21 protein-coding genes are annotated in these 23445 nt (G+C 68.8%); 15 read left to right on the top strand and 6 right to left on the bottom strand.

The annotated features are described in order from the left end of the window. The first annotated feature begins 59 nt into the window (after positions 1-59). From mnmG to QNJ30_08020, 4 genes are all read left to right on the top strand, one after another. A complete protein-coding gene (gene mnmG, locus QNJ30_08005; protein ID MDJ0943393.1) occupies positions 60-1961 on the top strand; it encodes a tRNA uridine-5-carboxymethylaminomethyl(34) synthesis enzyme MnmG in 1902 nt (633 codons plus the stop codon). 61 nt (positions 1962-2022) lie between these two features. Then, positions 2023-2652: a 16S rRNA (guanine(527)-N(7))-methyltransferase RsmG gene (rsmG, locus tag QNJ30_08010; GenBank protein ID MDJ0943394.1), complete on the top strand. Its 630-nt coding sequence runs from the start codon at positions 2023-2025 to the stop codon at positions 2650-2652. Continuing rightward, a complete protein-coding gene (locus tag QNJ30_08015; protein ID MDJ0943395.1) occupies positions 2633-3466 on the top strand; it encodes an AAA family ATPase in 834 nt (277 codons plus the stop codon). The genes rsmG and QNJ30_08015 overlap by 20 nt, the downstream gene beginning before the upstream one ends. A 38-nt stretch (positions 3467-3504) precedes the next feature. Then, a complete protein-coding gene (locus QNJ30_08020) occupies positions 3505-4392 on the top strand; it encodes a ParB/RepB/Spo0J family partition protein (protein ID MDJ0943396.1) in 888 nt (295 codons plus the stop codon). Between the two features lie 81 nt (positions 4393-4473). Here the strand turns inward: QNJ30_08020 and holA are convergent, their stop codons facing one another. From holA to QNJ30_08045, 5 genes are all read right to left on the bottom strand, one after another. Beyond that, entirely contained in the window at positions 4474-5520 is a 1047-nt protein-coding gene (gene holA, locus QNJ30_08025) for a DNA polymerase III subunit delta (protein MDJ0943397.1), read from the bottom strand. 68 nt (positions 5521-5588) lie between these two features. Beyond that, positions 5589-6119: an LPS assembly lipoprotein LptE gene (gene lptE, locus QNJ30_08030; GenBank protein ID MDJ0943398.1), complete on the bottom strand. Its 531-nt coding sequence runs from the start codon at positions 6117-6119 to the stop codon at positions 5589-5591. Then, positions 6106-8694 (bottom strand): leucine--tRNA ligase, encoded by a 2589-nt coding sequence (gene leuS / locus QNJ30_08035; GenBank protein MDJ0943399.1) that lies wholly within the window; start codon positions 8692-8694, stop codon positions 6106-6108. Before leuS ends, lptE begins: the two co-directional genes overlap by 14 nt. Before the next feature lie 122 nt (positions 8695-8816). Next, positions 8817-9377 carry a DUF3576 domain-containing protein gene (locus QNJ30_08040; GenBank protein ID MDJ0943400.1) on the bottom strand — a complete coding sequence of 187 codons (561 nt, stop codon included), beginning with the start codon at positions 9375-9377 and terminating at the stop codon, positions 8817-8819. 211 nt (positions 9378-9588) lie between these two features. Further along, entirely contained in the window at positions 9589-10716 is a 1128-nt protein-coding gene (locus tag QNJ30_08045; protein ID MDJ0943401.1) for a sulfotransferase domain-containing protein, read from the bottom strand. Positions 10717-11117: 401 nt separating this feature from the next. On the opposite strand from QNJ30_08045, the gene QNJ30_08050 reads away from it, so the two are divergent. From QNJ30_08050 to arsC, 4 genes are all read left to right on the top strand, one after another. Next, on the top strand, positions 11118-12284 hold the full coding sequence (locus QNJ30_08050) for a porin (GenBank protein ID MDJ0943402.1): 1167 nt from the start codon (positions 11118-11120) through the stop codon (positions 12282-12284). Positions 12285-12428: 144 nt separating this feature from the next. After that, on the top strand, positions 12429-13280 hold the full coding sequence (locus QNJ30_08055) for a sulfotransferase domain-containing protein (protein MDJ0943403.1): 852 nt from the start codon (positions 12429-12431) through the stop codon (positions 13278-13280). A 42-nt stretch (positions 13281-13322) separates the two neighbouring features. Beyond that, positions 13323-14012 (top strand): YggS family pyridoxal phosphate-dependent enzyme, encoded by a 690-nt coding sequence (locus QNJ30_08060; GenBank protein MDJ0943404.1) that lies wholly within the window; start codon positions 13323-13325, stop codon positions 14010-14012. Between the two features lie 198 nt (positions 14013-14210). Beyond that, positions 14211-14561: an arsenate reductase (glutaredoxin) gene (gene arsC, locus QNJ30_08065; GenBank protein MDJ0943405.1), complete on the top strand. Its 351-nt coding sequence runs from the start codon at positions 14211-14213 to the stop codon at positions 14559-14561. 24 nt (positions 14562-14585) lie between these two features. On the opposite strand, the gene ribA is transcribed toward arsC, so the two are convergent. Continuing rightward, positions 14586-15710, bottom strand: a complete 1125-nt coding sequence (gene ribA, locus QNJ30_08070) for a GTP cyclohydrolase II (GenBank protein ID MDJ0943406.1) — start codon at positions 15708-15710, stop codon at positions 14586-14588. 128 nt (positions 15711-15838) lie between these two features. Here ribA and QNJ30_08075 point away from each other — a divergent pair, with 128 nt between their 5' ends. From QNJ30_08075 to QNJ30_08105, 7 genes are all read left to right on the top strand, one after another. After that, the gene (locus QNJ30_08075; protein MDJ0943407.1) at positions 15839-16702 is read left to right on the top strand and encodes an alpha/beta hydrolase; all 864 of its coding nucleotides are present in this window, start codon (positions 15839-15841) and stop codon (positions 16700-16702) included. 387 nt (positions 16703-17089) lie between these two features. Beyond that, the gene (locus QNJ30_08080; protein ID MDJ0943408.1) at positions 17090-17785 is read left to right on the top strand and encodes a response regulator transcription factor; all 696 of its coding nucleotides are present in this window, start codon (positions 17090-17092) and stop codon (positions 17783-17785) included. A gap of 132 nt (positions 17786-17917) precedes the next feature. Beyond that, the gene (locus QNJ30_08085; GenBank protein ID MDJ0943409.1) at positions 17918-18763 is read left to right on the top strand and encodes an MBL fold metallo-hydrolase; all 846 of its coding nucleotides are present in this window, start codon (positions 17918-17920) and stop codon (positions 18761-18763) included. Continuing rightward, positions 18760-19629 (top strand): class I SAM-dependent methyltransferase, encoded by an 870-nt coding sequence (locus QNJ30_08090; GenBank protein ID MDJ0943410.1) that lies wholly within the window; start codon positions 18760-18762, stop codon positions 19627-19629. The genes QNJ30_08085 and QNJ30_08090 overlap by 4 nt, the downstream gene beginning before the upstream one ends. A gap of 90 nt (positions 19630-19719) precedes the next feature. Next, complete coding sequence (locus QNJ30_08095; protein MDJ0943411.1) at positions 19720-21129, top strand: adenylate/guanylate cyclase domain-containing protein; 1410 nt, start codon at positions 19720-19722, stop codon at positions 21127-21129. Between the two features lie 128 nt (positions 21130-21257). Beyond that, positions 21258-21626: a DUF983 domain-containing protein gene (locus tag QNJ30_08100; GenBank protein MDJ0943412.1), complete on the top strand. Its 369-nt coding sequence runs from the start codon at positions 21258-21260 to the stop codon at positions 21624-21626. Positions 21627-21634: 8 nt separating this feature from the next. After that, on the top strand, positions 21635-23440 hold the full coding sequence (locus QNJ30_08105) for an ABC-F family ATP-binding cassette domain-containing protein (GenBank protein ID MDJ0943413.1): 1806 nt from the start codon (positions 21635-21637) through the stop codon (positions 23438-23440). The last annotated feature ends 5 nt before the right edge of the window (positions 23441-23445 follow it).

Consider the following 23445-nt stretch of genomic DNA (forward strand, 5'->3'; position numbering starts at 1 on the left):
GGGCAGGCTGCCCCGGCGGTCTTTGACAGCCGCAGCGTTCTGTCCTAAGAGGGCGCGCCATGTCCGACAGCTCGACCTCATCCTATGACGTCATCGTCGTTGGCGGCGGCCATGCCGGCTGCGAAGCCGCGGCCGCCGCCGCGCGCCTCGGCGCCCGCAGCCTGCTGGTGACCCACGATCCCGAGACCATCGGAACGATGTCCTGCAACCCGGCGATCGGGGGCCTCGGAAAGGGCCACCTGGTCCGCGAGATCGACGCCCTCGACGGGCTCATGGGCCAGGCCATCGACCGTGCTGGGATTCAGTTCCGGATGCTCAACTGGAGCAAGGGGCCGGCGGTGCGCGGGCCCCGCGCCCAGGCCGACCGCCGGCTCTACCGGCAAGCCATGCAGGCACTGCTGCGCGCGCAGCCCGGGCTGGAGATCCTGGGCGCTGCGGTCGAGGACCTTGACCTGGATTCCCGGGGGCGCTGCCGCGGCGTGGTCACCGGCGACGGCCGGACCCTGAAGGCGGCGGCGGTCGTGCTGACCACCGGGACCTTCTTGCGCGGCCTGATCCATCTCGGGGAAAAGAGCTGGCCGGCGGGCCGCATCGGCGAGGCGCCGAGCCACGGCCTCTCGGCGACCCTGGATCGCCTCGGCTTCCGGCTCGGCCGCCTCAAGACCGGGACCCCGCCGCGGCTCGACGGCCGGACCATCGAGTGGACGGGGCTCGAGGTCCAGCCCGGCGACGATCCGCCCGAGCCCTTCTCGACCCTGACCACGGCGATCGAAACGCCGCAGGTGCCCTGCCACATCACCTACACCTCGGCGGCGGGCCACGACTTGATCCGGTCCAACCTGGAACGCTCGCCGATGTACTCGGGGCAGATCGAGTCGACGGGGCCGCGTTACTGTCCCTCGATCGAGGACAAGGTCGTGCGCTTCGCCGAGCGGGAACGGCACCAGATCTTCCTGGAGCCGGAGGGCCTGGACGACCCCACCGTCTATCCCAATGGCATCTCGACCTGCCTGCCCGAAGCGGTCCAGCGGGAGCTGCTGAAGACCATCCCGGGCCTGGCCGGCGCGGTCATGCTGCAGCCCGGCTACGCGATCGAGTACGACCACGTCGACCCGCGCGAGCTGAAGCCGAGCCTGGAGGCTTTGCGCCTGCCGGGCCTCTTCCTCGCCGGCCAGGTCAACGGCACCACGGGCTACGAGGAGGCGGCGGCCCAGGGCTTGATCGCCGGACTCAACGCGGCCCTCGCGGCAAGTGGAGAGGCGGCCGACGGCGGCGTCTTCTCGCTCGACCGCAGCCAGGCCTACATCGGAGTCATGATCGACGACCTGGTGACCCGCGGGGTGGCCGAGCCCTACCGCATGTTCACCAGCCGGGCCGAGTACCGCCTTCACCTGCGCGCCGACAACGCGGATCAGCGGCTGACACCGCTGGGGCGGAAGCTCGGCTGCGTCGGTCCCGAGCGCGCCCGGCGCTTCGCGGAAAAGCGCGACGCCCTGGCCGCCGGGCGCGCGCTGGTCGAGGGCTGCGCCGCGACCCCGGACGCGCTGGCCCGGCAGGGCATTCCGGTCAAGCGCGACGGCCGCCGCCGCTCCGCCTTCGACCTGCTGGCCCATCCGGAGATCGGCTTGGCGGAGCTGGCCCGGATTTGGCCGGCGCTCGCGGCGCTGCCGGCGGCGATCGCAGAGCAGATCGAAATCGAGGCGCGCTACGCCAGCTATCTGGAAAGACAGGAGGCCGACATCCGCGCCTTCCGGCGCGACGAGGCCTTGGCCCTGCCGGAGCGGCTGGACTACGATCGGGTCGGGGGCCTGTCCAAGGAGGCGCAGCAGGTTCTGGCGGCGGCGCGGCCCGCGACCCTGGGCGCCGCCGCCCGGCTCCCCGGCATCACGCCCGCCGCGGTGGTGGCGCTCCTGCGCTACGTCAGGAAGTCCGGCCCGGGGTCAGCAGAGGATGCCGCCTGACCCCGTGAAGGTGCCGGGCGGCCCGGGGTGGATCTGGAGCGCCATGGACCCCGAGGACGCCCTGACGCCGCAGGCCTTTCAAGAGCAAAGCGGTGTTTCACGTGAAACACAGGCCCGGCTAGAGGCCTACGTCGCGCTGCTCCGGAAATGGAACCGCCGGATCAATCTGGTCAGCCGGGCCAGCCTTGAGGACGTCTGGCGCCGCCACGTTCTGGACTCCAGCCAGCTTATGGCCTTCCTGCCGTCGGCGCCGAGCGGTCGGCGCCGGGTGCTCCTGGACCTCGGCAGCGGCGCCGGCCTGCCCGGCCTGGTCCTCGCGATCCTCGGCGCCGGCGAGGTGCATCTGGTCGAGTCGGACGGACGCAAGGCGGCCTTCCTTCGCGAGGCGGTGCGGGTCACCGCGGCTGAGGTCCGGATCCACGCCTGCCGGATCGAAGCCGTGACTCCCTTTCCCGTCGACGTCGTAACCGCACGGGCGCTGGCGCCCTTGCCCCGTCTGCTGAACTTGGCGGGACCCTTCCTGGGGCCGGACAGCCAATGCCTCTTCCTCAAGGGCGCCGGGGTCGCGGCCGAGCTAGAGGCGGCGCGAGCGGCCTGGGATTTTTCGATGGAGTCTCACCCCAGTTGCACGTATTGTAGCGGCGCTGTCCTAGTTATTGGGGTCAATGGCCGTGCAACCACAGCATCTTGACGATTCGTCCGGTGTAAGCCCCGCGCGCGCGGCCCGGGTCATCGCGGTCGCGAACCAGAAAGGCGGGGTCGGAAAGACGACAACCGCGATCAACCTCGCGACCGCCCTTGCGGCCTGCAAGCAAAAGGTGCTCCTGGTCGACCTCGACCCCCAGGGCAACGCCAGCACCGGCGTTGGCCTGGAACGCGCCCAGCGGGACAAGAACATCTACCACGTGGTGATCGAAGGCCGGCCCCTGGCCGAGGCCATCGTCGAGACCAAGGTGCCGGGCATGGCGATCGTGCCGGCTTCGGTCGACCTTTCCGGCGCCGAGGTCGAGATGATCAATTTCGATGATCGCGAGAGTCGGCTGCGCCGCGCCCTGGTTTCCGAGCTGCGGAACTACGACTTCATCCTCATCGACTGTCCGCCCGCGCTGGGTTTCCTGACGATCAACGCCCTGGTCGCCGCCGAGGCCGTCCTCGTGCCTTTGCAGGCGGAGTTCTACGCCCTCGAAGGCCTCAGCCATTTGCTGCGGACCATCGACCGGATCCGGCGGCGCTTCAATCCCGAGCTCGAGATTCAGGGCATTGTGCTGACCATGTACGATGGCCGCAACAACCTCTGCAATCTGGTCGCCGCCGACGCGCGCGCCAACCTGGGCGAGGTAGTCTACAAGACCGTGATCCCGCGCAACGTCCGGGTCTCGGAGGCGCCCTCGCACGGCAAGCCGGTGCTGCTCTACGATGTCGGCTGCGCTGGCTCCAGAGCCTACATCAACCTGGCGCGGGAGATCCTGGTGCGCGAGGACCGCCTTTCGGCCCTGGCATCCTGATCCCGACGCCGAGGCTTCGGCGAAGTCCGGGGGTGAACATGGCAAAGCAAGACAGGCCCAGCAACCTGGGGCGCGGTTTGGCCGCGCTGCTGGGCGACGAGACCGAAGACTACACGACGCTCGACCGGGTTCGGACCAGCAAGCAGGTGCCGGTCGAGTTCCTCCATCCCGGCCGCCTGCAGCCGCGGCGCTACTTCAACGAAGAGTCCCTGGCTGCGCTGGCGGAGTCGATCCGCGAGAACGGTCTGCTGCAGCCCATCCTGGTGCGCCGGGATCCTGAGCAGCCGGACACCTTCGAGATCGTCGCCGGCGAGCGGCGCTGGCGGGCCGCCCAGATCGCCCAGCTTCACGAGGTGCCGATCGTCATCCGCGAGCTGAGCGATGCCGAGACCTTGCAGCTCGCGCTCATCGAGAACGTCCAGCGCGAGGACCTTTCCCCGCTCGAGGAGGCGGACGGCTACCGCCAGCTGATGGCAGAGTTCAGCTACACTCAGGATGCGCTCGCCAACGTCATCGGCAAGAGCCGCAGCCACATCGCCAACACGCTGCGCCTGCTGAATCTGTCGGAGCCGGTCCGCGAGCTGCTGACAGAGGGCAAGCTGAGCGCCGGCCACGCCCGGGCCCTGCTGAACGCAGAGGCGCCGGAAAAGCTCGCCAGGAAGGTGGTGGACAAGGGTCTGTCCGTTCGCGAGACCGAGCGCCTCGCGAATCAGACCAAGGCGAAGGACTCGGCGCCGAAGAAGGCCGCGAGGGTGGCGGCCGAAAAGGATCCCAACACGGTGGCGCTGGAGCGCGACCTTTCCGCCCTGCTCGGGCTCAAGGTCTCGGTGACCTTCCACGGCTCTGGCGGCGCGCTGACCATCCACTACAACACCCTGGACCAGCTCGACGACGTGCTGCACCGGCTGCACCAGTCGCCGGCCTGAGCTCCCAGCCCGACCCTTTCCCGTCCACACTCGGTGACGGCTGTCTAACAGCCTAAAGCGGTTGTCTCAGGCACCTCGTCTTTATGTTTGGCGCGCCGCGCGCCGGGCCAGGGTCAGGGCCGCCCGCTCGGCCACGACGCTGGCCGGCAGACCGCTCGACTTGCAGAGAATCTCGGCTTCCAGCAGGTCCTGCTCGGCGCGGATCAGCTGCGGCGCGGGCCAGGTCCGCAGCTGCGCGGCGATCCGGCCGCGGTGTTTCCAGAAGACCGGCGGGCGCAGGCCTTCCACCGCGCGCTCTGCGGTGCTGCCCTTGGCCAGGGCGTCAGCGGCGGTCATGAGGCGGTGGAAATGCCGCATCAGGGCTCGAAGCAGGCTGACGGCGTTGACGCCTTCGGCGGTGAGCCGCCGCAGGCCGCGGTCGACCGCCGCCAGATCGCCGTCGCCTACAGCCAGAGTCAGCTCGTCGAGCGTTTGCTGGGATCCGTCGGCGAGACAGGCCGTCACCTCGGCCCAGCCGATCCGGTGCGGCGCGCCCTGCTCGCCGCCGCCGCCCCCGACGTAGAGCGCCAGCTTTTCCAGCTCGCGCCGGGTCATCTGCCGGTCGGCACCCAGGTGAGCGACCAGATGGTCCAGGGCGTCGGGGGCGATGTCCAGGCCCGCCTCGGCCAGGCTCTTGCGGATCAAGGCCGGAAGGCTCTGGGCGTCGTCCTGATAGCAGGGCAGCGCTGCGGCCCGGTCGGACTGCTCGAAGAGCCGGCGCAGCCGCGAGCGCGGCGGCAGGTCCCCGGCCTGAAGCAGCAGCAGCGCGGCGCCTGGCGGGTCGGCGAGCAGAGCCTCGACCGCCGGCGTCAGGGCTTCGGCGGCCGCCTTGACCAAGACCAGGCGGCGACCGCCGCCGAAGGACAAGGCCGCGCATTCGTCGCGAAGGCGCGCCGGGTCGGAGGCGACCTCGCTGCCGGCCAGCTCACTCTGCGTGAAGGGATCGTCGGGATCGATGCCCAGTGCCGCGGTCAAGGCTGCGGCGCGCTCCGACACCAGGCCGCCGTCGGGCCCGTAGATCAGGACCGCCTCGATCTCGGGGCCGGGCGCCTTGAGGAAGCGTTCTACGCTGCGGCTCGAGATTTTCACGCCAAGGTTGATTCCTGAAACAGAAAAGCGTTGTTTAGTGGCAAACCCATGCGCCGTCCAGGGCGCAGCTAGCGGGCGAAGTAGGTGGCGAGACGCAGCCTGATGTCTTCCGAGAGCTCGCGCAGGGCGCGCTCGCGGGCGTCATTTCCCGAGACGTAGGTCGCGTACTGGGAATCGACGATGTTGTAGCTGTTGATCGAGTTCGACAGGCCTCGGAACACCACCGCGTTATCCTTAAGCTTGGTTAAGGTGAAGCGCGCGCTGAGGCGCAGGTTGGCTCGGGTCGCAATCTCGTCCTGCTGGATGGCGAGGACTTCGGTCTGTTCGGAGAGGCTGATCTTGAGCACGTACTCGGGCTGGTTCGGCTGCCCCCGCGGGTTTATCCGGTCGCGCAGAAGGTTGTGCAGCTGCTGACCAGTCCGGCCCCCCACGGCGGCGATTTGAACGGTCTCGAGATCTTCGAAAGTCGTCGACCCCTCGTCGTCCTCGCCGTAGAGCGGGCGGAAGCCGCAGCCGTTCAGAGCCAGTCCGAAGACCAGGGCCAGACTTCCGAGTATTGCGGCCCGGCGCAGCCGGCGCTGGCATTCATACGACGACATTGACCACCCGATTCGGCACCACGATGACCTTGCGCGGGCTCCGCGCCTCCAAGACGCGCTGGACCGCCGGCTCCGCCAGGGCGGCGTCCTCGGCCTGCTGCTTCTCGGCGTCGCGCGGCAGCGAGATGGTGGCCCGCAGCTTGCCGTTGACCTGGACCGCGACCGTGACCTCCTCGTCGATGGTCAGAGCCGGATCTGCCTCCGGCCAGGCGCTCTCGGCGAGCAGGCCGTCGTGGCCCAGGGTCTGCCAGAGATCCTCGGCCAGATGCGGGGTCATCGGCCCGACCAGCCGGGTGAAGACTTCGGCCGCCTCGCGCGCCGCCCAGCGGTCGCCGTCGTCCTTCGCCTTGAAGCCGGCCAGAGCGTTGATCATCTCGTACATCCGCGCCACCGCGCCGTTGAAGTGGAAGCGCTCGATGTCCGCGGTCACCGCCTCGATCGCCTTGTGGGTCCGCCGGCGCAGCGCCATGGCCTCGGCGCCGAAGGCGCTTGGCAGCGGTGCGCCGGCCGCGACGCCCAGGTCCGCGACCTCGGAGACGATCCGCCAGGCCCGCTGGCAGAAGCGGCTGGCCCCGTCGATGCCGGCGTCGGTCCATTCCATGTCCCGCTCCGGCGGGCTGTCGGAGAGCATGAACCAGCGCGCGGCATCGGCGCCATGGGCGTCGATGATCGCCTCCGGATCGACCGTGTTCTTCTTCGACTTGCTCATCTTCTCGACCCGGCCGCGGGTCACCGGCGCGCCCTCCAGGGTCACGAACTCGCCGTCGTCGCCCGGCTTGACCTGCTCCGGCGACAGCCAGTTTCCGGCCTCGTCCTCATAGGTCTCGTGACAGATCATGCCTTGCGTGAAGAGCCCGGCGAAGGGCTCCTCGACCGAGAGGTGGCCGCAGGCCTGCAGGGCCCGGGTGAAGAAGCGGGCGTAGAGCAGGTGCAGCACCGCGTGCTCGATGCCGCCGATGTACTGGTCGACCGGCATCCAGTAGTCGACCGCCGACCGGTCCATGGCGGTCTCCGCCCGCGGGCTGCAGAAGCGTGCGAAGTACCAGGAGGAGTCGACGAAGGTGTCCATGGTGTCGGTATCGCGTTCCGCCGGCTTGCCGCAGCTCGGACAGTCCACCGTCTTCCAGCTCGGGTGATGGGCCAGGGGATTCCCCGGCTGGTCGAAACCGACATCCTCTGGCAGGCGCACCGGCAGCTCGGCCTCGGACACCTTGACCACGCCGCAGTCCCGGCAATGCACCACGGGGATCGGGCAGCCCCAGTAGCGCTGCCGGGACACGCCCCAATCGCGTAGCCGGTACTGCACCTCGCCGCGGCCGTCGCCCGCCTTTTCCAGCTTCGCTATCGCCGCGGGAATGGCGGCGTCGACCTTCAGGCCGTCCAGGAAGTCGGAGTTGATCATGCTCCCGTCCCAGTCGGTGTAGGCCTCGTCGGCGATCTCGAAGCCGGCTGCCTCGGTCTGGGGCGGCAGGACCACGGGCACCACCGGCAGGCCGTACTTGCGGGCGAAGTCCAGGTCGCGCTGGTCGTGCCCCGGGCAGCCGAAGATGGCCCCGGTGCCGTAGTCCATCAGCACGAAGTTGGCCACGTAGACCGGCAGGGTCTCACCCGGCCGAAAGGGGTGCTCGGCCAGGACCGCTGTCTGGTAGCCGCGTTTCTCGGCGGTCTCGATCGCCTCTTCGCTGGTCCCGATCCGGTCGCAGTCGGCGACGAACTCGGCCAGCTTCGGATCGTCCTTCGCCAGGGCCGCGGTCAGCGGGTGGTGCGGCGAGAGTGCGCAGAAGGAGGCCCCGAACAGGGTGTCCGGCCGGGTCGTGAAGACCTGCAGGCGCTCCTCGGCCTCGCCGCTCCAGCCAGCCGGGGCGCCCCGCAGGCGAAAGAAGAGACGGGCGCCTTGGGAGCGGCCGATCCATTTGCGCTGCATGGTGCGGACCTTGTCGGGCCAGCGCTCCAGCTCGTCCAGCGCGGCCAGCAGCTCGTCGGAGAAGTGGGTGATCTTGAAGAACCACTGTGCCAACTTGCGCCGCTCGACCGGCGCGCCGGAGCGCCAGCCGCAGCCGTCGATGACCTGCTCGTTGGCCAGCACGGTGTGGTCGACCGGGTCCCAGTTGACCCAGGATTCCTTGCGGTAGACCAGGCCCGCGTCCAGGAAGTCCAGGAACATCTTCTGCTGGTGGCGGTAGTACTCGGGATGGCAGGTCGCCACCTCCCGCTCCCAGTCGATCGACAGGCCCATGGACTTCAGCTGGGCGCGCATCACCGCGATGTTGTCGTAGGTCCAGGCGGCCGGATGCACGCCCTTCTCCATCGCCGCGTTCTCCGCCGGCAGGCCGAAGGCGTCCCAGCCCATGGGGTGCAGCACGTTGAAGCCACGCGCCCGCTTGTAGCGGGCGATGACGTCGCCAATCGTGTAGTTGCGGACATGGCCCATGTGGATGCGTCCCGAGGGATAGGGATACATCTCCAGCACATAGTATTTCGGCCGGTCAGGGTCTTCGCTCACGCGGGCGCAGGCGGCCCGCTCCCAGGCGTCCTGCCACCTCGCTTCGCTGTCCTTGAAGTTGTAGCGGCTCATCTCTCGTCGCGGTCTGCATTGGTGTCGCCGCCGGCGACCTCAAGAGGGCCGCCGTGCGGGCTCAGGTCAAATGGCCCGGCGGAGCGCTCCCGTCGAGAATGGAAATTCCGCCCGATGCGGCCCTATTGCAGGCTGGCGATTCTAAGCTGCCGTGCCCGGGCCAGGATCGCGTTCTCTAGATCGGTCACCGTCTGCTGGTCGACCTGGGCGTCGATCCAGGATCCATCGAGCTGCTGATTCTGCCGGAACACAGCGGCGCGCACGCCGTCGGCCCTAAGCTCCCGCCCGAAGATGTAGACGTTGACCTTGAAGCGCTCGTTCTGGCTCTCCGGCGGCGAGTACCAGTCGGTGATGATCACGCCGCCGAAGGGATCGGCCGAGGCCAGCGGCATGAAGGAGATGGTGTCGAGCGAGGCCCGCCAGAGGTAGCTGTTGACGTCGATCCCCGTACCGCTTCCGCCGGTTCCGCTATCGTCGCCGAGCAGGTTGGCCCCACCGTCGCCGAAGACGCTGCCGTACTTCTCCTGGGCGGACACGTAGCTGTTGCCCGTCGCCCTGCGGTTGTCGCGGCCGCTTTCCGGATAGACGGTATCCGGATCACCCCAGCTGCAGGCGCCGACCGTCGTCAGCAGAAAGGTCCCCGCGAGGATCGAGGCCCACCACCGGGCCGACTTGCTTCTCACCGTCCTGCTGCCGGTTCCGCCGCCGGCGGAACGAATAAAAGACGTACCTGCTGCTGGCCCAGTCATGGCAAAACCCGCCTAGATTGCACGGCGCCCCGCTCGGGGCGCCCGATTCAATGTTGCAAGCCAACTTGATACCCCGATCCTCCGGCCAAGGCAATGGCGGGATTCCGTGGCAATCCGGTGGCTGCGGAGGGTCTAGCGCGCCCGTTCAGGCCGTCCAGCCGTGCCGCTCCGCCATGTCGTCTGGGATCAGGGCCCAGGCGCGCTCTTTCTGCGCCGGCGTGAAGACGCCGCGCCATTCGTCGATGAGCCCCTTGCGCAGGTGCACCACCTCGGCCTCGCTGTCACGCCGGAAGGCGGCCTTGTCGATATCGTAGAAGTCCAGGACGCTGTCGACATAGCCGTCGGGGTCCTGGCGGAACCGCTCGAAGCTGGCGAAACAGACGCGGAGGCCGCTCTCCGGATCGTCGTCGACCGCGGTCCAATCCTTCACGAAATCGATCAGATAGGGCAGATAGTGCGCGATCCCCCAGTCGAGCTGTGCCTCCAGAGAAAGCGAGAGAACCTCGGCCTGCGGCACGATCTTGCGCCACAGCGGCGCCAAGAGGCGCTGGCTGACGTCGTCGCGGACGAAGTGGATCCAAGACAGCAAGGCCTGGCGCGGATCGCGCAGGTGGACGACGATCCGGTCCTGCCCGTACTCGACCAGGGTCTGGCAGTTGTGGGGGGTGGCCGCGATATGCTCCTTGACGATCAGGCCGCCACGCGCCGCGAAGCGGACCCGACTGGGCAGCAGGCAGCAATCCGGAAACAGCCCGAGCGAGAGGAAGCACTGTCCCAGCTTCAGGCCCTCGGCCAACCTGTTCCAGATGCTCTCGCTTGCCGACTTGGGGACCGTGGTGATCAGCATCATCCGCCGTCCCGCGGCGATCGCCGTCTGGCGCCTGTCCTCGAAGGCTTCCTGTGTCGCGCGCACGGGCAGGACCGGGAAGTCCAGGGCCTGGGCCCGGGCTTCCGCTTCGGACCTCCGGCCCCGGGCGAGCAGGAGGTTGACCAGGGGCGCCACGATCTGCGGATCGTTGCCCTGCTGCCTGATAGTGTTGATGTAGAGCTCGACCGCCCGGTCGACGAACTCGGCCGCGTCCTGATCGGCGCCCTGCCGATAGAGCGCCGAGGCCATCAGGGTCATCGCCTCCGTGTGGTTCGGCTGGGACTCCAGGATCAGCCGGTAGAGCTGCTTGGCCTCGCCGAGCACGCCCGCCTGATGCCGGCGTCGGGCCAGATCCATGGCCTCGGGGATGCTGAGCGTTGTCCGGGTCTGCTTTGCTGACGACATGACGGCTTGCGACCGGCTCTTTGCGGAAAGGCGTTCGGTGCTGATGGCGCCGATTCAAGGCCGGCCTGACGGCGACTCGACGCGCGCCGGCGGGAGTATGGCCAAAGCGCCTCGGCCCGGCAAGCCGTCGTCGGGCCGGAATTCGGGACCTGCCCGGCGGGTTCCCGGCTGTTGTAAAAGTGCAACAGCGGTCGAGTTTCGCCGGGACGGCAAGTCCGGATTCCTTGACCCAAAACAGGATGATCGGCTTCATGACCCCGTCTTCCCGGGGCTATTTGCCCGCCTGGGGGGCGCGTGGCGCAAGGTTATCAAGTCTGGTAAGCGCCGCGTGAGTGCTCAGGGCCAGGTCTCTAAAGCCCGGGCATCTTTGGCAACTCAACTAAGAGGCGGGAAGTTTAACGATGAACAAAAAACTTCTGCTCGGTACCACGGCCCTGGTTGCTGGTGGTGTCGTCGCGGCCGACATGGCCGAAGCGGCGGATCCGCTTCGCCTGGAAGTTCGCGGCTACCGCAACGAGGCCTTCGGTGTCGTTAGCGTCGAGAGCGACGTCGAAAACGAGAACTTCGGCAACACCAACCACCGGTCGGACGGTGAAATTCACTTCCGCGGTTCGACGACCCTAGACAACGGCATCGAAGTCGGTGTCCGGGTCGAGCTGGAAGCCTTCACCAACGGCGACCAGATCGACGAGAACTACGTCTTCCTCGAGGGCGGGTTCGGGCGTCTCCTGCTCGGTTCCGACGACCCGGCGCCGTACATTCAGGCGGTCGTCGCCCCCGCCGTCGGTGCGCCGATCAACTCGGGCTGGCTGTCCGACTTCATTCCGGAGCCCGCCGGCTTCCAGACCGGCTCCTTCTCGACCACGCCCGAGATCTCGGTCGACGACAACATGATCACCTACTTCTCGCCGCGCTTCGCCGGCTTCCAGCTCGGCGTCAGCTACATCCCGCAGGTGGACGGCGACAATCCTGACACGGCCGACAACGGCGCGCCCTTCAACGCTGGTGAGGGTAGCAACACCACGAACCGTGACTTCCAGCGCGATCACGGCTTCGCGACCGGCATCAACTACACCAACAGCTTCAACGGCATCGACGTTTCCGCTGCCGGTGGCTTCCAGTACATCGACGGGCCGGACGACAATAATAACTTCGACGCCGATGGCGGCGGCTTTGACGGCACGAAAGTCAACGACATCCAGGAAGTCTATGCCTACAACGGTGGCCTGAACATCGGCTTCGGCGGTTTCACCTTCGGCGGATCGATCGGCGGCTTCGACATCGACAGCCAGGGTGCCAACCACGGCTTCCACTGGGACGTCGGCCTGTCCTACGAGACCGGCCCTTGGGGCGTCTCCGGCACCTTCATCGCCGGCGAGCGTGAAGGCGGCGACACCACAAGTGACGAAGACGAGTCGTTGGGCGCAGCGATCGCGGTCAGCTACGTGCTCGGCCCGGGCGTGAAGACGTCTTTCACCGGCATGTACGCCGACTACGACGCCGGCGAAGACAACACCGACGACGGCGAGGGCTTCGGCGGTGTCCTGACCCTGCGGGTGGACTTCTAAGTCACACTTCGCTCGAAACAGACTCCGAAGGGGGATGGCTCCGCCATCCCCCTTTCCTCTTGGCCGCGGTCTCGCTAGAAAGCCCGGGTTCGGTGGTTCTTAAAGCGCCGGATCTTCCCGAGGTTCAGAGAGGCGGACGCGGCCGTGGCAGGCATCATCTGGCTGGCATCCTACCAGAAATCCGGAAACACCTGGGTCCGCGCCTTCCTGGCCAACCTGCTGCGCAACCCTGACCGGCCCCTGCCGATCAACGACTTGCCGAACTTCACGCTCGGCGACGGTTTCCTGATCCACTTCGAGAGGCTGAGCGGCAAACCCGCTGCCGAGCTGACGGCAGCCGAGTTCCACGCCCTGAGGCCGCGGCTCCACCAGTGGTTCGCGCAGTCGAGCCAGGACGATCGCTTCGTCAAGACCCACAATGCCTGCGTCTCCATCGAAGGCCAGCCGCTGATCACGCCGGCCGCGACGGCCGGAGCGATCTACATCCTGCGCAACCCGCTGGACGTGACGGTCTCCTTCGCCCACCACCATCAGATCGGCCTGGATGAGGCGGTCGACCGGATCTGCGACGACCGCAACATCATCCCGGCAAGCTCGAACCAGCGCGAGCAGTACCTGCTGTCCTGGTCGACCCATGTGAACAGCTGGCTGAAGGCGCCTGGCCTCAAACGCCACGTGCTGCGCTACGAGGACATGGTGGCGAGCCCGCGGAAGACCTTCGGCGGCCTGGTCGCGTTTCTCGGCCTGCCGGACGACCCGGCCCGGCTCAAGAAGGCGATCCGCTTCAGTTCCTTTAAGGAGCTCTCGGGCCAGGAGCGAAAGGAACGCTTCGTCGAGTCCCGGCCCGACGGCAAGTCAGCCTTCTTCCGCAAGGGCAAGGTCGGCGCCTGGCGCGACGCCCTGAGCGACGCCCAGGTCGCCAAGATCGTCGAGACCCAGGGCGAGACCATGAAGGCCTTCGGCTATCTCGACCGGAAGGGCCGGCCGACAGGCTAGCCCGGCTTGATTCGGGCCCCACCAGGACCGATGATCGCCGCCATGGACAGCCGAGAGCAAGACAGCATCGAGAGCCGCCTGGCCGTGGTGCGGGCCCGCATCGGCAAGGCTGCGCGCCAGGCCGGGCGCCGGCCCGAGGCGGTCACCCTGGTCGCGGTCTCCAAGACCCATGGTCCGGAGGCGGTGGCCGCTGCACTGGCGGCCGGGCAGACGGTCTTCGGCGAGAACCGCGTGCAGGAGGCGCAGGCCAAGTACCCGGACATCCAGGCCCGGCATCCCGAGCTCCGCCTGCACCTGATTGGCCCGCTGCAGAGCAACAAGGCCGGCGACGCGGTCCGCCTCTTCGACTGCATCGAGACCCTGGACCGGCCCAAGCTGGCAAGAGCCTTGGCCAAGGAGATGGCCAAGGCGGGGCGCCGGCCGGACTGCCTGATCCAGGTCAACACCGGCGAGGAGCCGCAGAAGGCCGGGGTCAGACCCGAGGGCGCTGCCGAGCTGATCCGGCTGGTTCGCGACGAGCTGGCGCTGCCCCTGAAGGGCTTGATGTGCATCCCGCCGATCGACGAGACGCCCGCACCGCATTTCGCTTTGCTTCGAGAGCTGGCCAAGGCCGCGGGCCTGCCCTGGCTGTCCATGGGCATGAGCGGCGATTTCGAGACCGCGATCCGTTTCGGCGCCACCCACGTCCGGGTCGGCACCGCCGTTTTCGGGGCCCGCGCGCCGCAGGCGTGAGCGCCCTTGCCCGCGCCGCCCCGGAGCGCCGGCCGCGGGCCAGGGCTTATGGCTTACGAGGCGGTCACGTCTGATTCAAACCGACGGCTCAGGTCGCTCTGGCCTGAGCCGTTCTCGATCCCGAGACAACACCCGCCGGCGGGCTGGAAGCCGCGCGCGCCCTCCGATAAAGTGGCGTCGAAGCTCGGGAGAGCCAGGATGTCGGTGACCATCTACCACAATCCCCGCTGCAGCAAGTCACGCCAGACCTTGGCCCTGCTGGAGGAGCGGGGCGTGGCGCCGCAGGTGGTGCGCTACCTGGAGACCCCGCCCGACGCCGGCACCCTGAAGCGCATCCTCGGCCTGCTGGGGCTCGCCCCGCGCGACCTGATGCGCCGCAAGGAGGCGGCCTACACGGAGCTGGGCCTCGCCGATCCGGGGCTCGGCGAGGAGGCCTTGATCCGCGCCCTGGTCGAGAACCCGATCCTGATCGAGCGGCCCATCGTGGTCGCCGGAGACCGGGCGGCGCTGGGCCGCCCGCCGGAGGCCGTGCTCGACATCCTGCCCTGAGGCCCCGGCCCGAGCCCTCCAGGTTCAGAACTGATGGCCGAAGCGCCGGGCCTTGGTGTCCAGGTAGTCCGCGTTGTGCGGGTTGGAGGGGATGACCAGCGGCACCCGCTCGGTCACCTCGATGCCCAGGCGGGCCATGGCCTGCTCCTTCTGCGGATTGTTGGTCAGCAGCCGGATCCGATCGATGCCGAGCATCCCGAGCATGCTGGCCGCCGGCACGAAGATCCGCTCGTCCGGGTCGAAGCCGAGCTGCTCGTTGGCCTCGAGCGTGTCCGCGCCCCGGTCCTGCAGGCCGTACGCGCGCAGCTTGTTGGCCAGGCCGATGCCCCGGCCCTCCTGCGCGAGGTAGAGCAACACCCCGCTGCCGGCCTTGGCGATGGTCTGGATCGCGCCGCGCAGCTGGTCGCCGCAGTCGCAACGCAGGCTGCCGAGAAGATCGCCGGTCAGGCATTCGGAATGCAGGCGGACCAGCGCCGGCGCCTCGGGCGTGCCGATCACGATGGCCAGGTGCTCGAAGCCGCCATTGCGCGGCCGGAAGGTGATGATCCGGGCGTTCTCCGCATCGAACAGCGGAACCCGCGCCTCGGACACCCGGTCCAGGGCCTCGGCCGTGGCGATCCGGTAGGCGCTGATCGCGTCCGCCGGGACCCGGAGGATCTCGGCCGGCAGGGCGGTCGCCGCCCTGGCATCGAGCTCGCAGAGCGCCGCCGCGGGCAGCAGGTGGGCGAGCTTGGTCAGCTCGATCGCGGCCTCGGCGAGGCCGCTCGCGGTTTCCGCGACCACCGTTTCACGGCTATGGGAATCCGCTGCGAAGGGCTCGGGCAGCAAAGGGTCGGCGAGGGCCCGCAAGGCCTTCGCCGAGGCCTCTCCCAGGGACAGGCAGAGCACGCCGCCGTCGCCATCCGAGGCCAGGCCCAGGGCCAGGGCGCGGCGCCGGGTCAGCGCGAGGCGGGGCTCGGATCCGCCGAGCCGGCGCAGCGCCTCCAGCCCGGCCGGACTCGCCAGCTCGGCCGAAGCGACCAGGGCGTGGCGGTCCTGCGCCCCCAGGATCAGCAGGGACCGGCCGCGGCGCAGCTCGCCGATCGCACGATCGACCGCGCGCAGCGGGAATTCCGGCGTAACCGCCTCAGATTTCAGCGTTTTCAGCATCTCCGGTCCTGCGACTTTACGAAATGTGGCGCCTCGTGTCACCTTCAACGCCGGTCGGGGCCGCTTGGGCCCGGACTCCCTTCGTGGATGTTCGGCTGTCGAGGCAGGGCGCCGCTTTCGAGGCTCGCATGTCAGATACGGTCTACCTTCACTACGATCAAGCTCAGCTCGACGCCCAGATCAATCTCCGGGCCCGCTGGCCGGAGCACCCGGCCTACTTCGCCAAATGGGCCGAGGACAGCGCGGCCTTCCGAGCCGGGCGGGCCGCGCGGCTGGACTTGCGCTATGGACTCACCGCCGGCCAGACCCTCGACCTCTTCCCCGCCGAAGGCGGCCCGGCCCCCCTGATCGCCTTCATCCACGGCGGCTACTGGCAGGCCTTGGACAAGTCGGACTTCAGCCATCTGGGCGCCGCCTTCCTGGACTGGGGCATCGCCTACGCCTCGCTGAACTACGACCTGGCGCCGGATGCCAGGATCGGCGAGATGGTCGTCCAGATCCGCAGCGCCTTCGCCTGGCTCCAGGCCGAGGCGCCAGCCCTCGGCCTCGACCCGCGGCGCATCGTCGCCCTGGGCCATTCGGCGGGCGGCCACCTGGCGGCCATGGCCCTGGCCACGGACTGGCAGGCCGGCTTCGGCCTCGCGCAGCCGGCGCTGGCGGCCGCCGGCTCGATCAGCGGGATCTACGACCTCGAGCCGATGCGGCTCTGCTACCAGCAGCCGGTGCTGCAGATCGACCCGGAGACGGTCCGGGACATGAGCCCGTTGCGAGTCCCGCCGCCGCCGGGCGCGCGTCTGGTCTGCGCCGTTGGCGGCGAGGAGACGGATGAGTTCCTGCGCCAGCAGACGGCCTTCGCGGCCGCGTGGCGGCGGCAGGGCGCGGACCTCGACGAATTCGTGATCGAAGCGCAAACCCACTTCTCGATCCTCGACCTGCTGCTCACGCCGGAGCATCCGCTGACCGCCCGGCTCATCGCCCTGACCGGTGCCTAGAGCATGATCGTGTCACACCGACATGGTGTGACACGTGAATCATGCTCTAACCTGTTAAAATAGATCAAGATTCACGGCTCAGATTGATTCAATCTGAGCCGATCTTGATCTAGAGCCGGGTGACAAGGCGCTTGCAGCGGGACGATACGGCGCCGAATCGGCTTCATTCGGCTGGACGGGATCGGGGTCAGGTTCCGCCGCCTTGGGCCCGGCGCCTTGAACCGTTCAGCGGCGGATGATATCTGACACGGTAAAGACTTCGCCGTGCGCGCGCGCCGGCCCGGCCCGGAGAGACTCGGCCTCCGTCGTCGCGGCTCGACCGACGACATCCCAAGCGCCTGTCGGCACGGCAAGAAGCGGGGAAAGGGGCCTTCGGACCGGCAAGCCATGAATGCGACTCCAGGCAAGAAGATTCTGCTCGTCGACGACGACGAGGCGCTGCGGCAGTCCCTCGGCGAGCAGCTCCGACTGCACGAGGAGTTCTCGACCGTCGAGGCCGGCAACGGCGGCGATGCCCTGGAGCTGGCCAAGCAGGAGTACTTCGACGCCATCCTGCTGGACGTCGGCCTGCCCGACATGGACGGCCGGGAGGTCTGCCGCCTGATGCGGCGCAACGGCGTCAAGTCGCCGATCATCATGCTGACCGCCGCCGAATCCGATGCCGACACCATCCTCGGCCTCGATGCCGGCGCCAACGATTACGTCACCAAGCCCTTCAAGCTCGGCGTCCTGCTCGCCCGGTTGCGGGCCCAGCTGCGCCAGCACGAGCAGAGCGAAGACGCCGTCTTCACCATCGGCCCCTATACCTTTCGTCCCAGCGCAAAGCTCCTGGTTCACGGCGAAACCAAGAAGAAGATCCGCCTGACCGAAAAAGAGACGGCGATCCTGAAGTACCTCTACCGCACCGGGAACAAAGTGGTCGGCCGCGACACCCTGCTGGGCGAGGTCTGGGGCTACAATGCCTCGGTCACCACCCACACCCTCGAGACCCATGTCTACCGCCTGCGCCAGAAGATCGAGCGGGATCCCTCAAATGCCGCGATCCTGGTCACCGAGCCGGGCGGCTATCGCCTTGCGCCCTAGGGGCCTTTGCCGCAAGCCCGAGTCCGCCAGAGTCCGTCATAAGAGCATAGGAGGGTCTTGCGCCATGCTCGGGGCGTGTCATGCTGCCGAGGGGTCACCTTTAGGGCGGGTGCCGCCGACCGGTAGAATGGAGTGAAGAAAGGCAGCCCCTTGGACGATGACTTCCTGCTCCGCTTCTGGGGCGTACGCGGCTCGATTGCCTGCCCGGGGCCGCATTACGCCCGCTACGGCGGAAACACCTCCTGCATCGAGGTGCGTTGCGGACCGCACCTCCTGATCCTGGATGCGGGCACCGGGCTCAGGGAACTGGGCAACAGCCTGAACGGCGACGCCCCGCTGGAAGCCGACATCCTGCTGACCCACACCCATGTCGACCACATCACGGGGATCCCCTTCTTCGCGCCCTTCTTCGACCAGAGGAATCGCCTGCGTCTCTGGGCCGGCCACCTCCTGCCCCAGCGCATGCTGCACGAGGTGCTGAACAAGTACATGGCCGATCCCCTCTTCCCTGTGCCGACCTCGATCTTCGGCGCGAACGTCACCTTCCACGACTTCGAGGCCGGCGAGGTGATCGCGCCCCGGCCGGACCTCAGCCTGAAGACCGCGGCGCTCAATCATCCCAACGGCGCGACCGGCTATCGATTGGACTACAACGGCCGCTCGGTCTGCTACGTGACCGACACCGAGCACGAGCCGGGCAAGCCGGACCAGAACATCCTCGGGCTGATCCAAGGCGCGCAGCTGCTGATCTACGACTGCAGCTACACCGACGAGGAATTCCCGCGCTACAAGACCTGGGGGCATTCGACCTGGCAGGAGGGCGTCCGCCTTTGCGACGCCGCCGGGGTCGAACGCCTGGTCGTGTTCCACCACGATCCTTCCCACGACGACGCGACCATGGACGGGATCGCCGCGGCGGCCGAGGCGGCCCGGCCGGGCACCATCGTGGCGAAGGAAGGACTGGTCCTGCATCCGTGACCCGGCCGACGCTGCGTGCGGGATTCCGGCGCCTTCGCTTCGGGCTTCAGACCGTGCTGGGCCTGGCGCCGCGCGGCTTCTTCATTCCCTACCGCTACGCCGGCGATGTCACCCCGCCCGGCCAGCGCCAGCCCTATCCGGCGGCCGAGGCCCGACTGGCCGCGGCGGCGCCCGGCTTCCGGGAGGTGCTGGGCTGGATCCAGGAGCTCGCCGATGACCTCAAGGCAATCGGGACCGGGCCGCAGGACGGCCCGGGACGGCCGGCCCGCTGGACCCAGGACTGGTTTCCGAGGCTCGACGCTGCGGCCGCCTACGCCCTGACCCGGCGCCTCCGCCCGGCCCGCATCATCGAGGTCGGCGCCGGCCATTCGACCCGCTTCTTCGCGCGGGCCGTCGCCGACGGTGGCCTCGAGAGCCGGCTTTGCGCCATCGACCCGGCGCCGCGGGCCCGCCTGGAGGGGCTGGCCGTAGAGCACCGCCAGAGCACGTTGCAGGCGGCCGATCCCGGGGTCTTCGCGGGGCTCGGCCCCGGGGATTTCCTGTCGATCGATTCCAGCCACGTCGCCATGCCGGGCAGCGACGTCGACTTCCTGTTCGGCCGCGTGCTGCCGGACCTGCCCGCCGGCGCGCTGCTGCATATCCACGACGTCTTCCTGCCCGACGACTACCCGGCCGACTGGGCCTGGCGCGGCTACAACGAGCAACTCTTGGCGGTGCAGCTGCTGGACGGCGACCGCTGGGAGCTCGTCTTCGCCAGCCACTACGTCGCCACCCGCCTGACGAGCCACCTCGCCGGTCATGTCGTCGGCGAGCTGCCGCTTTCCGCCGGCGCCCGGGAATCGAGTCTCTGGCTGCGGCGGCGATAACGCGCGGCTCACGCTAAACTGACGGCCATCCCGGGACCGGATGACCTAAATAGGAGCCATAGAGATGAACCGCAGAGCTCCGGGGGCGACATGCTGAACAAGCTGCTTGGCCGGAATCCCTCGGTCACGGCCCTGCCCGCGCGGGTCCGCCGGGAAATCGAAATGTCCCAGGACCGCAGCGAGATCCTGATCGGCTGGCTCCAGCTCGGCGTGGTCCTGACCTTCGCCATCCTCTACCTGCTGGCGCCGGATCCGCGGCGCGGTTCCTTGCGGGACAAGGCGGCGTGCGTCGATCAGGAACTGACCCTTCCGCTGGATCTCAGCATTCCGATCGAGCCCGGCTTCGCGCTGGAACCCTGGGCCATCGGCATCTACCTGATGCTGACCGTGATTCGGCTGATCTGGGCCAGCCGGGCCCGCCTGCCGGCCTGGTCGCTCTTCATGTCGATCGTCTTTGACGTCGCCCTGCTGATGGTCCTGATCTGGAGCTTCCACCTGAAGTACTGCGAGCCGGCGTCCTTCTATCTCAAGGCGCCGACCATGCTCTACGTCTTCATCTTCATCGCGCTCAGAGCCCTGCGCTTCGACTTCCGCTGGGTCCTGCTCGCCGGGCTGGTCGCCGCCGCCGGCTGGGGCACCTTGATCGTTTACGTGATCAACGTCGATCCCGCGGACACGATGATCACCAAGAACTACGTCGATTACCTGACCTCGAATTCCATCCTCCTGGGTGCCGAGTTCGACAAGATCGTCTCGATCCTGGTGGTCACCGCGATCCTGGCCGTGGCGCTGCGGCGCGCCTACGGGCTGCTGGTGAGCGCCGTGGCCGAGCAGACCGCGGCCCAGGACCTGTCCCGCTTCTTCTCGCCCGAGGTCGCGGCCCGGATCAAGGGCGCGGACCAGGCGATCACCGCGGGCAGCGGCGAGCTGCGCGAGGCGGCGATCCTCAATCTCGACATGCGCGGCTTCACCAAGCTCGCGAACACCCTGCCGCCGGACCGGGTCATGGGTCTGCTGGCACAGTACCAGTCCCTGATGGTGCCGGTCGTCCAGAAGCACGGCGGCAGCATCGACAAGTTCCTGGGCGACGGCATCATGGCGACCTTCGGCGCCAGCACACCTTCGGAGACCTTTGCAGCCGACGCGCTTCGAGCCTGCACCGAGGCGCTGGACGTCGCCGCCGCCTGGCGCGGCGATTGCCAGGCCAAGGGCGAAGCCTGCCCCGAGGTCAACGCCGCGGTCGCGACCGGGCGGATCCTCTTCGGCGCGGTGGGCGACGAGAGCCGCCTGGAGTACACCGTGATCGGCGACGCGGTGAACCTCTCGGCCAAGCTGGAGAAGCACAACAAGGACCTCGGCGTGCGCGGCCTCTGCGACGCCGAGACCTACAAGGCGGCGCTGGACCAGGGCTTCAGCCCCGGAGGCCCCGCGCCCGAGCGCAGCTCGGCCGCGGTCGAGGGGGTCGGCCATCCGGTCGAGCTGGTGGTCCTGGCGCGCTGACGCCGCGATCTCCGTTGCATGGGGGACTCGACTTGAACAAGCCGGGCCGGGCCGCTATGTGCAGGCCTTGCTCTGGGTGGACAATCCCGCGGGGCCCGGTTTTCCAACCAGGACCAGGACGAAGCGACATGACAAAGCGAGTCGAACAACGCAGGCTCTGGGCATCGGTCCGACGGGCCATCCGCGGGCGTTGTCCGAGGTGCGGCGGCGCGGGGCTTTTCCGGTCCTATCTCAAGCAGGTCGAGGCCCGCCCGGCCTGCGGCGAAGCCTGGTCGGAGGTCCGCGCCGACGACGGCCCGGCCTGGCTCACCATCCTGATCGTCGGCCATCTCCTGGCGCCCTTCGTGCTGCCGATCGCGATGGAGGATCGTCTGCCCGTCTGGTTCCTAGTGCTCGCCCTGGCCCTCTTCGCCACCGGACTCTGCCTCCTGTTCCTGCCGCGCTGCAAGGGCGCCTTCATCGCCATGATCTGGGCGCTCCGGGCCAACTCCTCCTAGGCGGGCCGATGGCGCCGCCGCTGATCCATCTCAAGGCGCTGCGTCTGCGGATCGGCGCCACGCAGCTCTTCGAGGATGCCGAGCTGGCGGTGGCGCCGGGCGACCGCATCGGCCTGGTCGGACTGAACGGATCGGGCAAGTCGACGCTGCTGAAGGTCGCCGCCGGCGCGGTCGAGCCGGACGCCGGGGAGCGCTTCCTGCAGCCGGGCGTCACCTTGCGTTACCTGCCTCAGGAGCCGGACCTTTCCGGTTTCGCCACCACCCTGGCCTATGCCGAGGCCGGGTTGGGGCCGGACGACGACCCGCACCGGGTGCGCACCCTCCTCAAGGCCCTGGGACTCGGCGGCGAGGAGGATCCCGCAAGTCTCTCAGGCGGCGAGGCGCGCCGCGCCGCAACGGCGCGCTGCCTCGCGCCGGCGCCCGACGTCCTGCTCCTGGACGAGCCGACCAACCACCTCGACCTGCCGGCCATCGAGTGGCTGGAGGCGGAGCTCAAGGGCTTGAGGTCGGCGCTGGTCCTGGTTTCCCATGACCGGCGCTTTCTCGAGGCCCTGACCCGCGCCACCGTCTGGCTCGATCGGGGCGCCTGCCGGCGGATGGAGCGCGGCTTCGCCGACTTCGAGGCCTGGCGCGACGAGATCCTGGAGCAGGAAGAGGCCGAGCGGCACAAGCGCGACCGCAAGATCGTCCGCGAGGAGCACTGGCGCCGCTACGGCGTCACCGCCCGGCGCAAGCGCAACGTCCGGCGCCTGGCCGAGCTCCATGCCCTGAAGCAGGCCCGGCGCGAGGCCAGGGCGGCCCCTGGCAAGGTCAAGCTGGCCGCCGCCCGGGCCGAGACCTCCAGCCGCATGGTCTTCGAGGCGGAGGGCCTGGCCAAGGCCTACGGCGGCCGGCCGATCGTCGCCGATCTCTCGCTCAAGGTCATGCGCGGCGACCGGGTCGCCCTGATTGGGCCGAACGGCGCCGGCAAGACGACCCTGATCAAGCTGCTGCTGGGCGAGCTGGCGCCGGACGAAGGCGTGGTGACCCGCGGTGTCAGCCTCGAGGTGGTCTCCCTGGACCAGAGGCGCGAGACCCTCGACGAGGCCGCGACCCTGGCCGAGGTCCTGACCGAGGGCCGCGGCGACACGGTCTTCGTCGGCGGCCGGCCGCGCCACGTGGTCTCCTACATGAAGGACTTTCTCTTCCTGCCCGAGCAGGCGCGCCAGCCGGTCGCGCGGCTGTCCGGCGGCGAGCGCGGCCGCCTGCTTCTGGCCCGCGCCCTGGCCAAGCCCTCGAACGTCCTGGTGCTCGACGAGCCGACCAACGACCTCGACCTGGAGACCCTGGACCTCCTGCAGGAGCTGCTCGCCGACTACACCGGCACCCTGCTGCTGGTCAGCCACGACCGCGACTTCATCGACCGGGTGGCGACCTCGGTCGTGATGGCGGAGGGCGCGGGCCGCTGGACCGAGTACGCCGGCGGCTACAGCGACATGCTGGCGCAGCGCGGCAGCGGGGTGGTCGTGCCCGAGGCCGCCAAGACGGCGCGGCCGAAACGGCCGCGTCCCGCGGCCCCGCCGGCCGTCCCGCCGCGCAAGCGGCGCCTTTCCCCGCGCGAGCAACATGCGCTCAAGACCCTGCCGGCCGAGATCGAGCGCCTCTCGGCCGAGGCCGCGCGCCTGGAGTCCGCCATGGCCGACCCTTCGGCCTACGAGAAGGACCGTGCGGCCGTCGAGCGCGCGGCCCGCGCCCTCGACAGCACCCAGGCCAAGCTCCAGGCGGCGGAAGACGAATGGCTGCGCCTGGCGCTGCTGAAGGACGAGCTGAGTTGAGGGAG

This window comes from Kiloniellales bacterium (assembly GCA_030066685.1).
Lineage (GTDB): Bacteria > Pseudomonadota > Alphaproteobacteria > Kiloniellales > JAKSBE01 > JAKSBE01.

Excerpts from the sequence above, each read along its gene's own strand:
- leuS (MDJ0943399.1), bottom strand. The coding sequence starts at position 8,694 with ATGAGCCGCTACAACTTCAAGGACAGCGAAGCGAGGTGGCAGGACGCC.
- QNJ30_08105 (MDJ0943413.1), top strand. The coding sequence starts at position 21,635 with ATGGCGCCGCCGCTGATCCATCTCAAGGCGCTGCGTCTGCGGATCGGC.
- QNJ30_08075 (MDJ0943407.1), top strand. The coding sequence starts at position 15,839 with ATGTCAGATACGGTCTACCTTCACTACGATCAAGCTCAGCTCGACGCC.
- ribA (MDJ0943406.1), bottom strand. The coding sequence starts at position 15,710 with ATGCTGAAAACGCTGAAATCTGAGGCGGTTACGCCGGAATTCCCGCTG.
- QNJ30_08100 (MDJ0943412.1), top strand. The coding sequence starts at position 21,258 with ATGACAAAGCGAGTCGAACAACGCAGGCTCTGGGCATCGGTCCGACGG.
- QNJ30_08045 (MDJ0943401.1), bottom strand. The coding sequence starts at position 10,716 with ATGTCGTCAGCAAAGCAGACCCGGACAACGCTCAGCATCCCCGAGGCC.
- arsC (MDJ0943405.1), top strand. The coding sequence starts at position 14,211 with ATGTCGGTGACCATCTACCACAATCCCCGCTGCAGCAAGTCACGCCAG.
- QNJ30_08050 (MDJ0943402.1), top strand. The coding sequence starts at position 11,118 with ATGAACAAAAAACTTCTGCTCGGTACCACGGCCCTGGTTGCTGGTGGT.
- QNJ30_08095 (MDJ0943411.1), top strand. The coding sequence starts at position 19,720 with ATGCTGAACAAGCTGCTTGGCCGGAATCCCTCGGTCACGGCCCTGCCC.
- lptE (MDJ0943398.1), bottom strand. The coding sequence starts at position 6,119 with ATGTCGTCGTATGAATGCCAGCGCCGGCTGCGCCGGGCCGCAATACTC.
- mnmG (MDJ0943393.1), top strand. The coding sequence starts at position 60 with ATGTCCGACAGCTCGACCTCATCCTATGACGTCATCGTCGTTGGCGGC.
- QNJ30_08080 (MDJ0943408.1), top strand. The coding sequence starts at position 17,090 with ATGAATGCGACTCCAGGCAAGAAGATTCTGCTCGTCGACGACGACGAG.
- QNJ30_08020 (MDJ0943396.1), top strand. The coding sequence starts at position 3,505 with ATGGCAAAGCAAGACAGGCCCAGCAACCTGGGGCGCGGTTTGGCCGCG.
- QNJ30_08060 (MDJ0943404.1), top strand. The coding sequence starts at position 13,323 with ATGGACAGCCGAGAGCAAGACAGCATCGAGAGCCGCCTGGCCGTGGTG.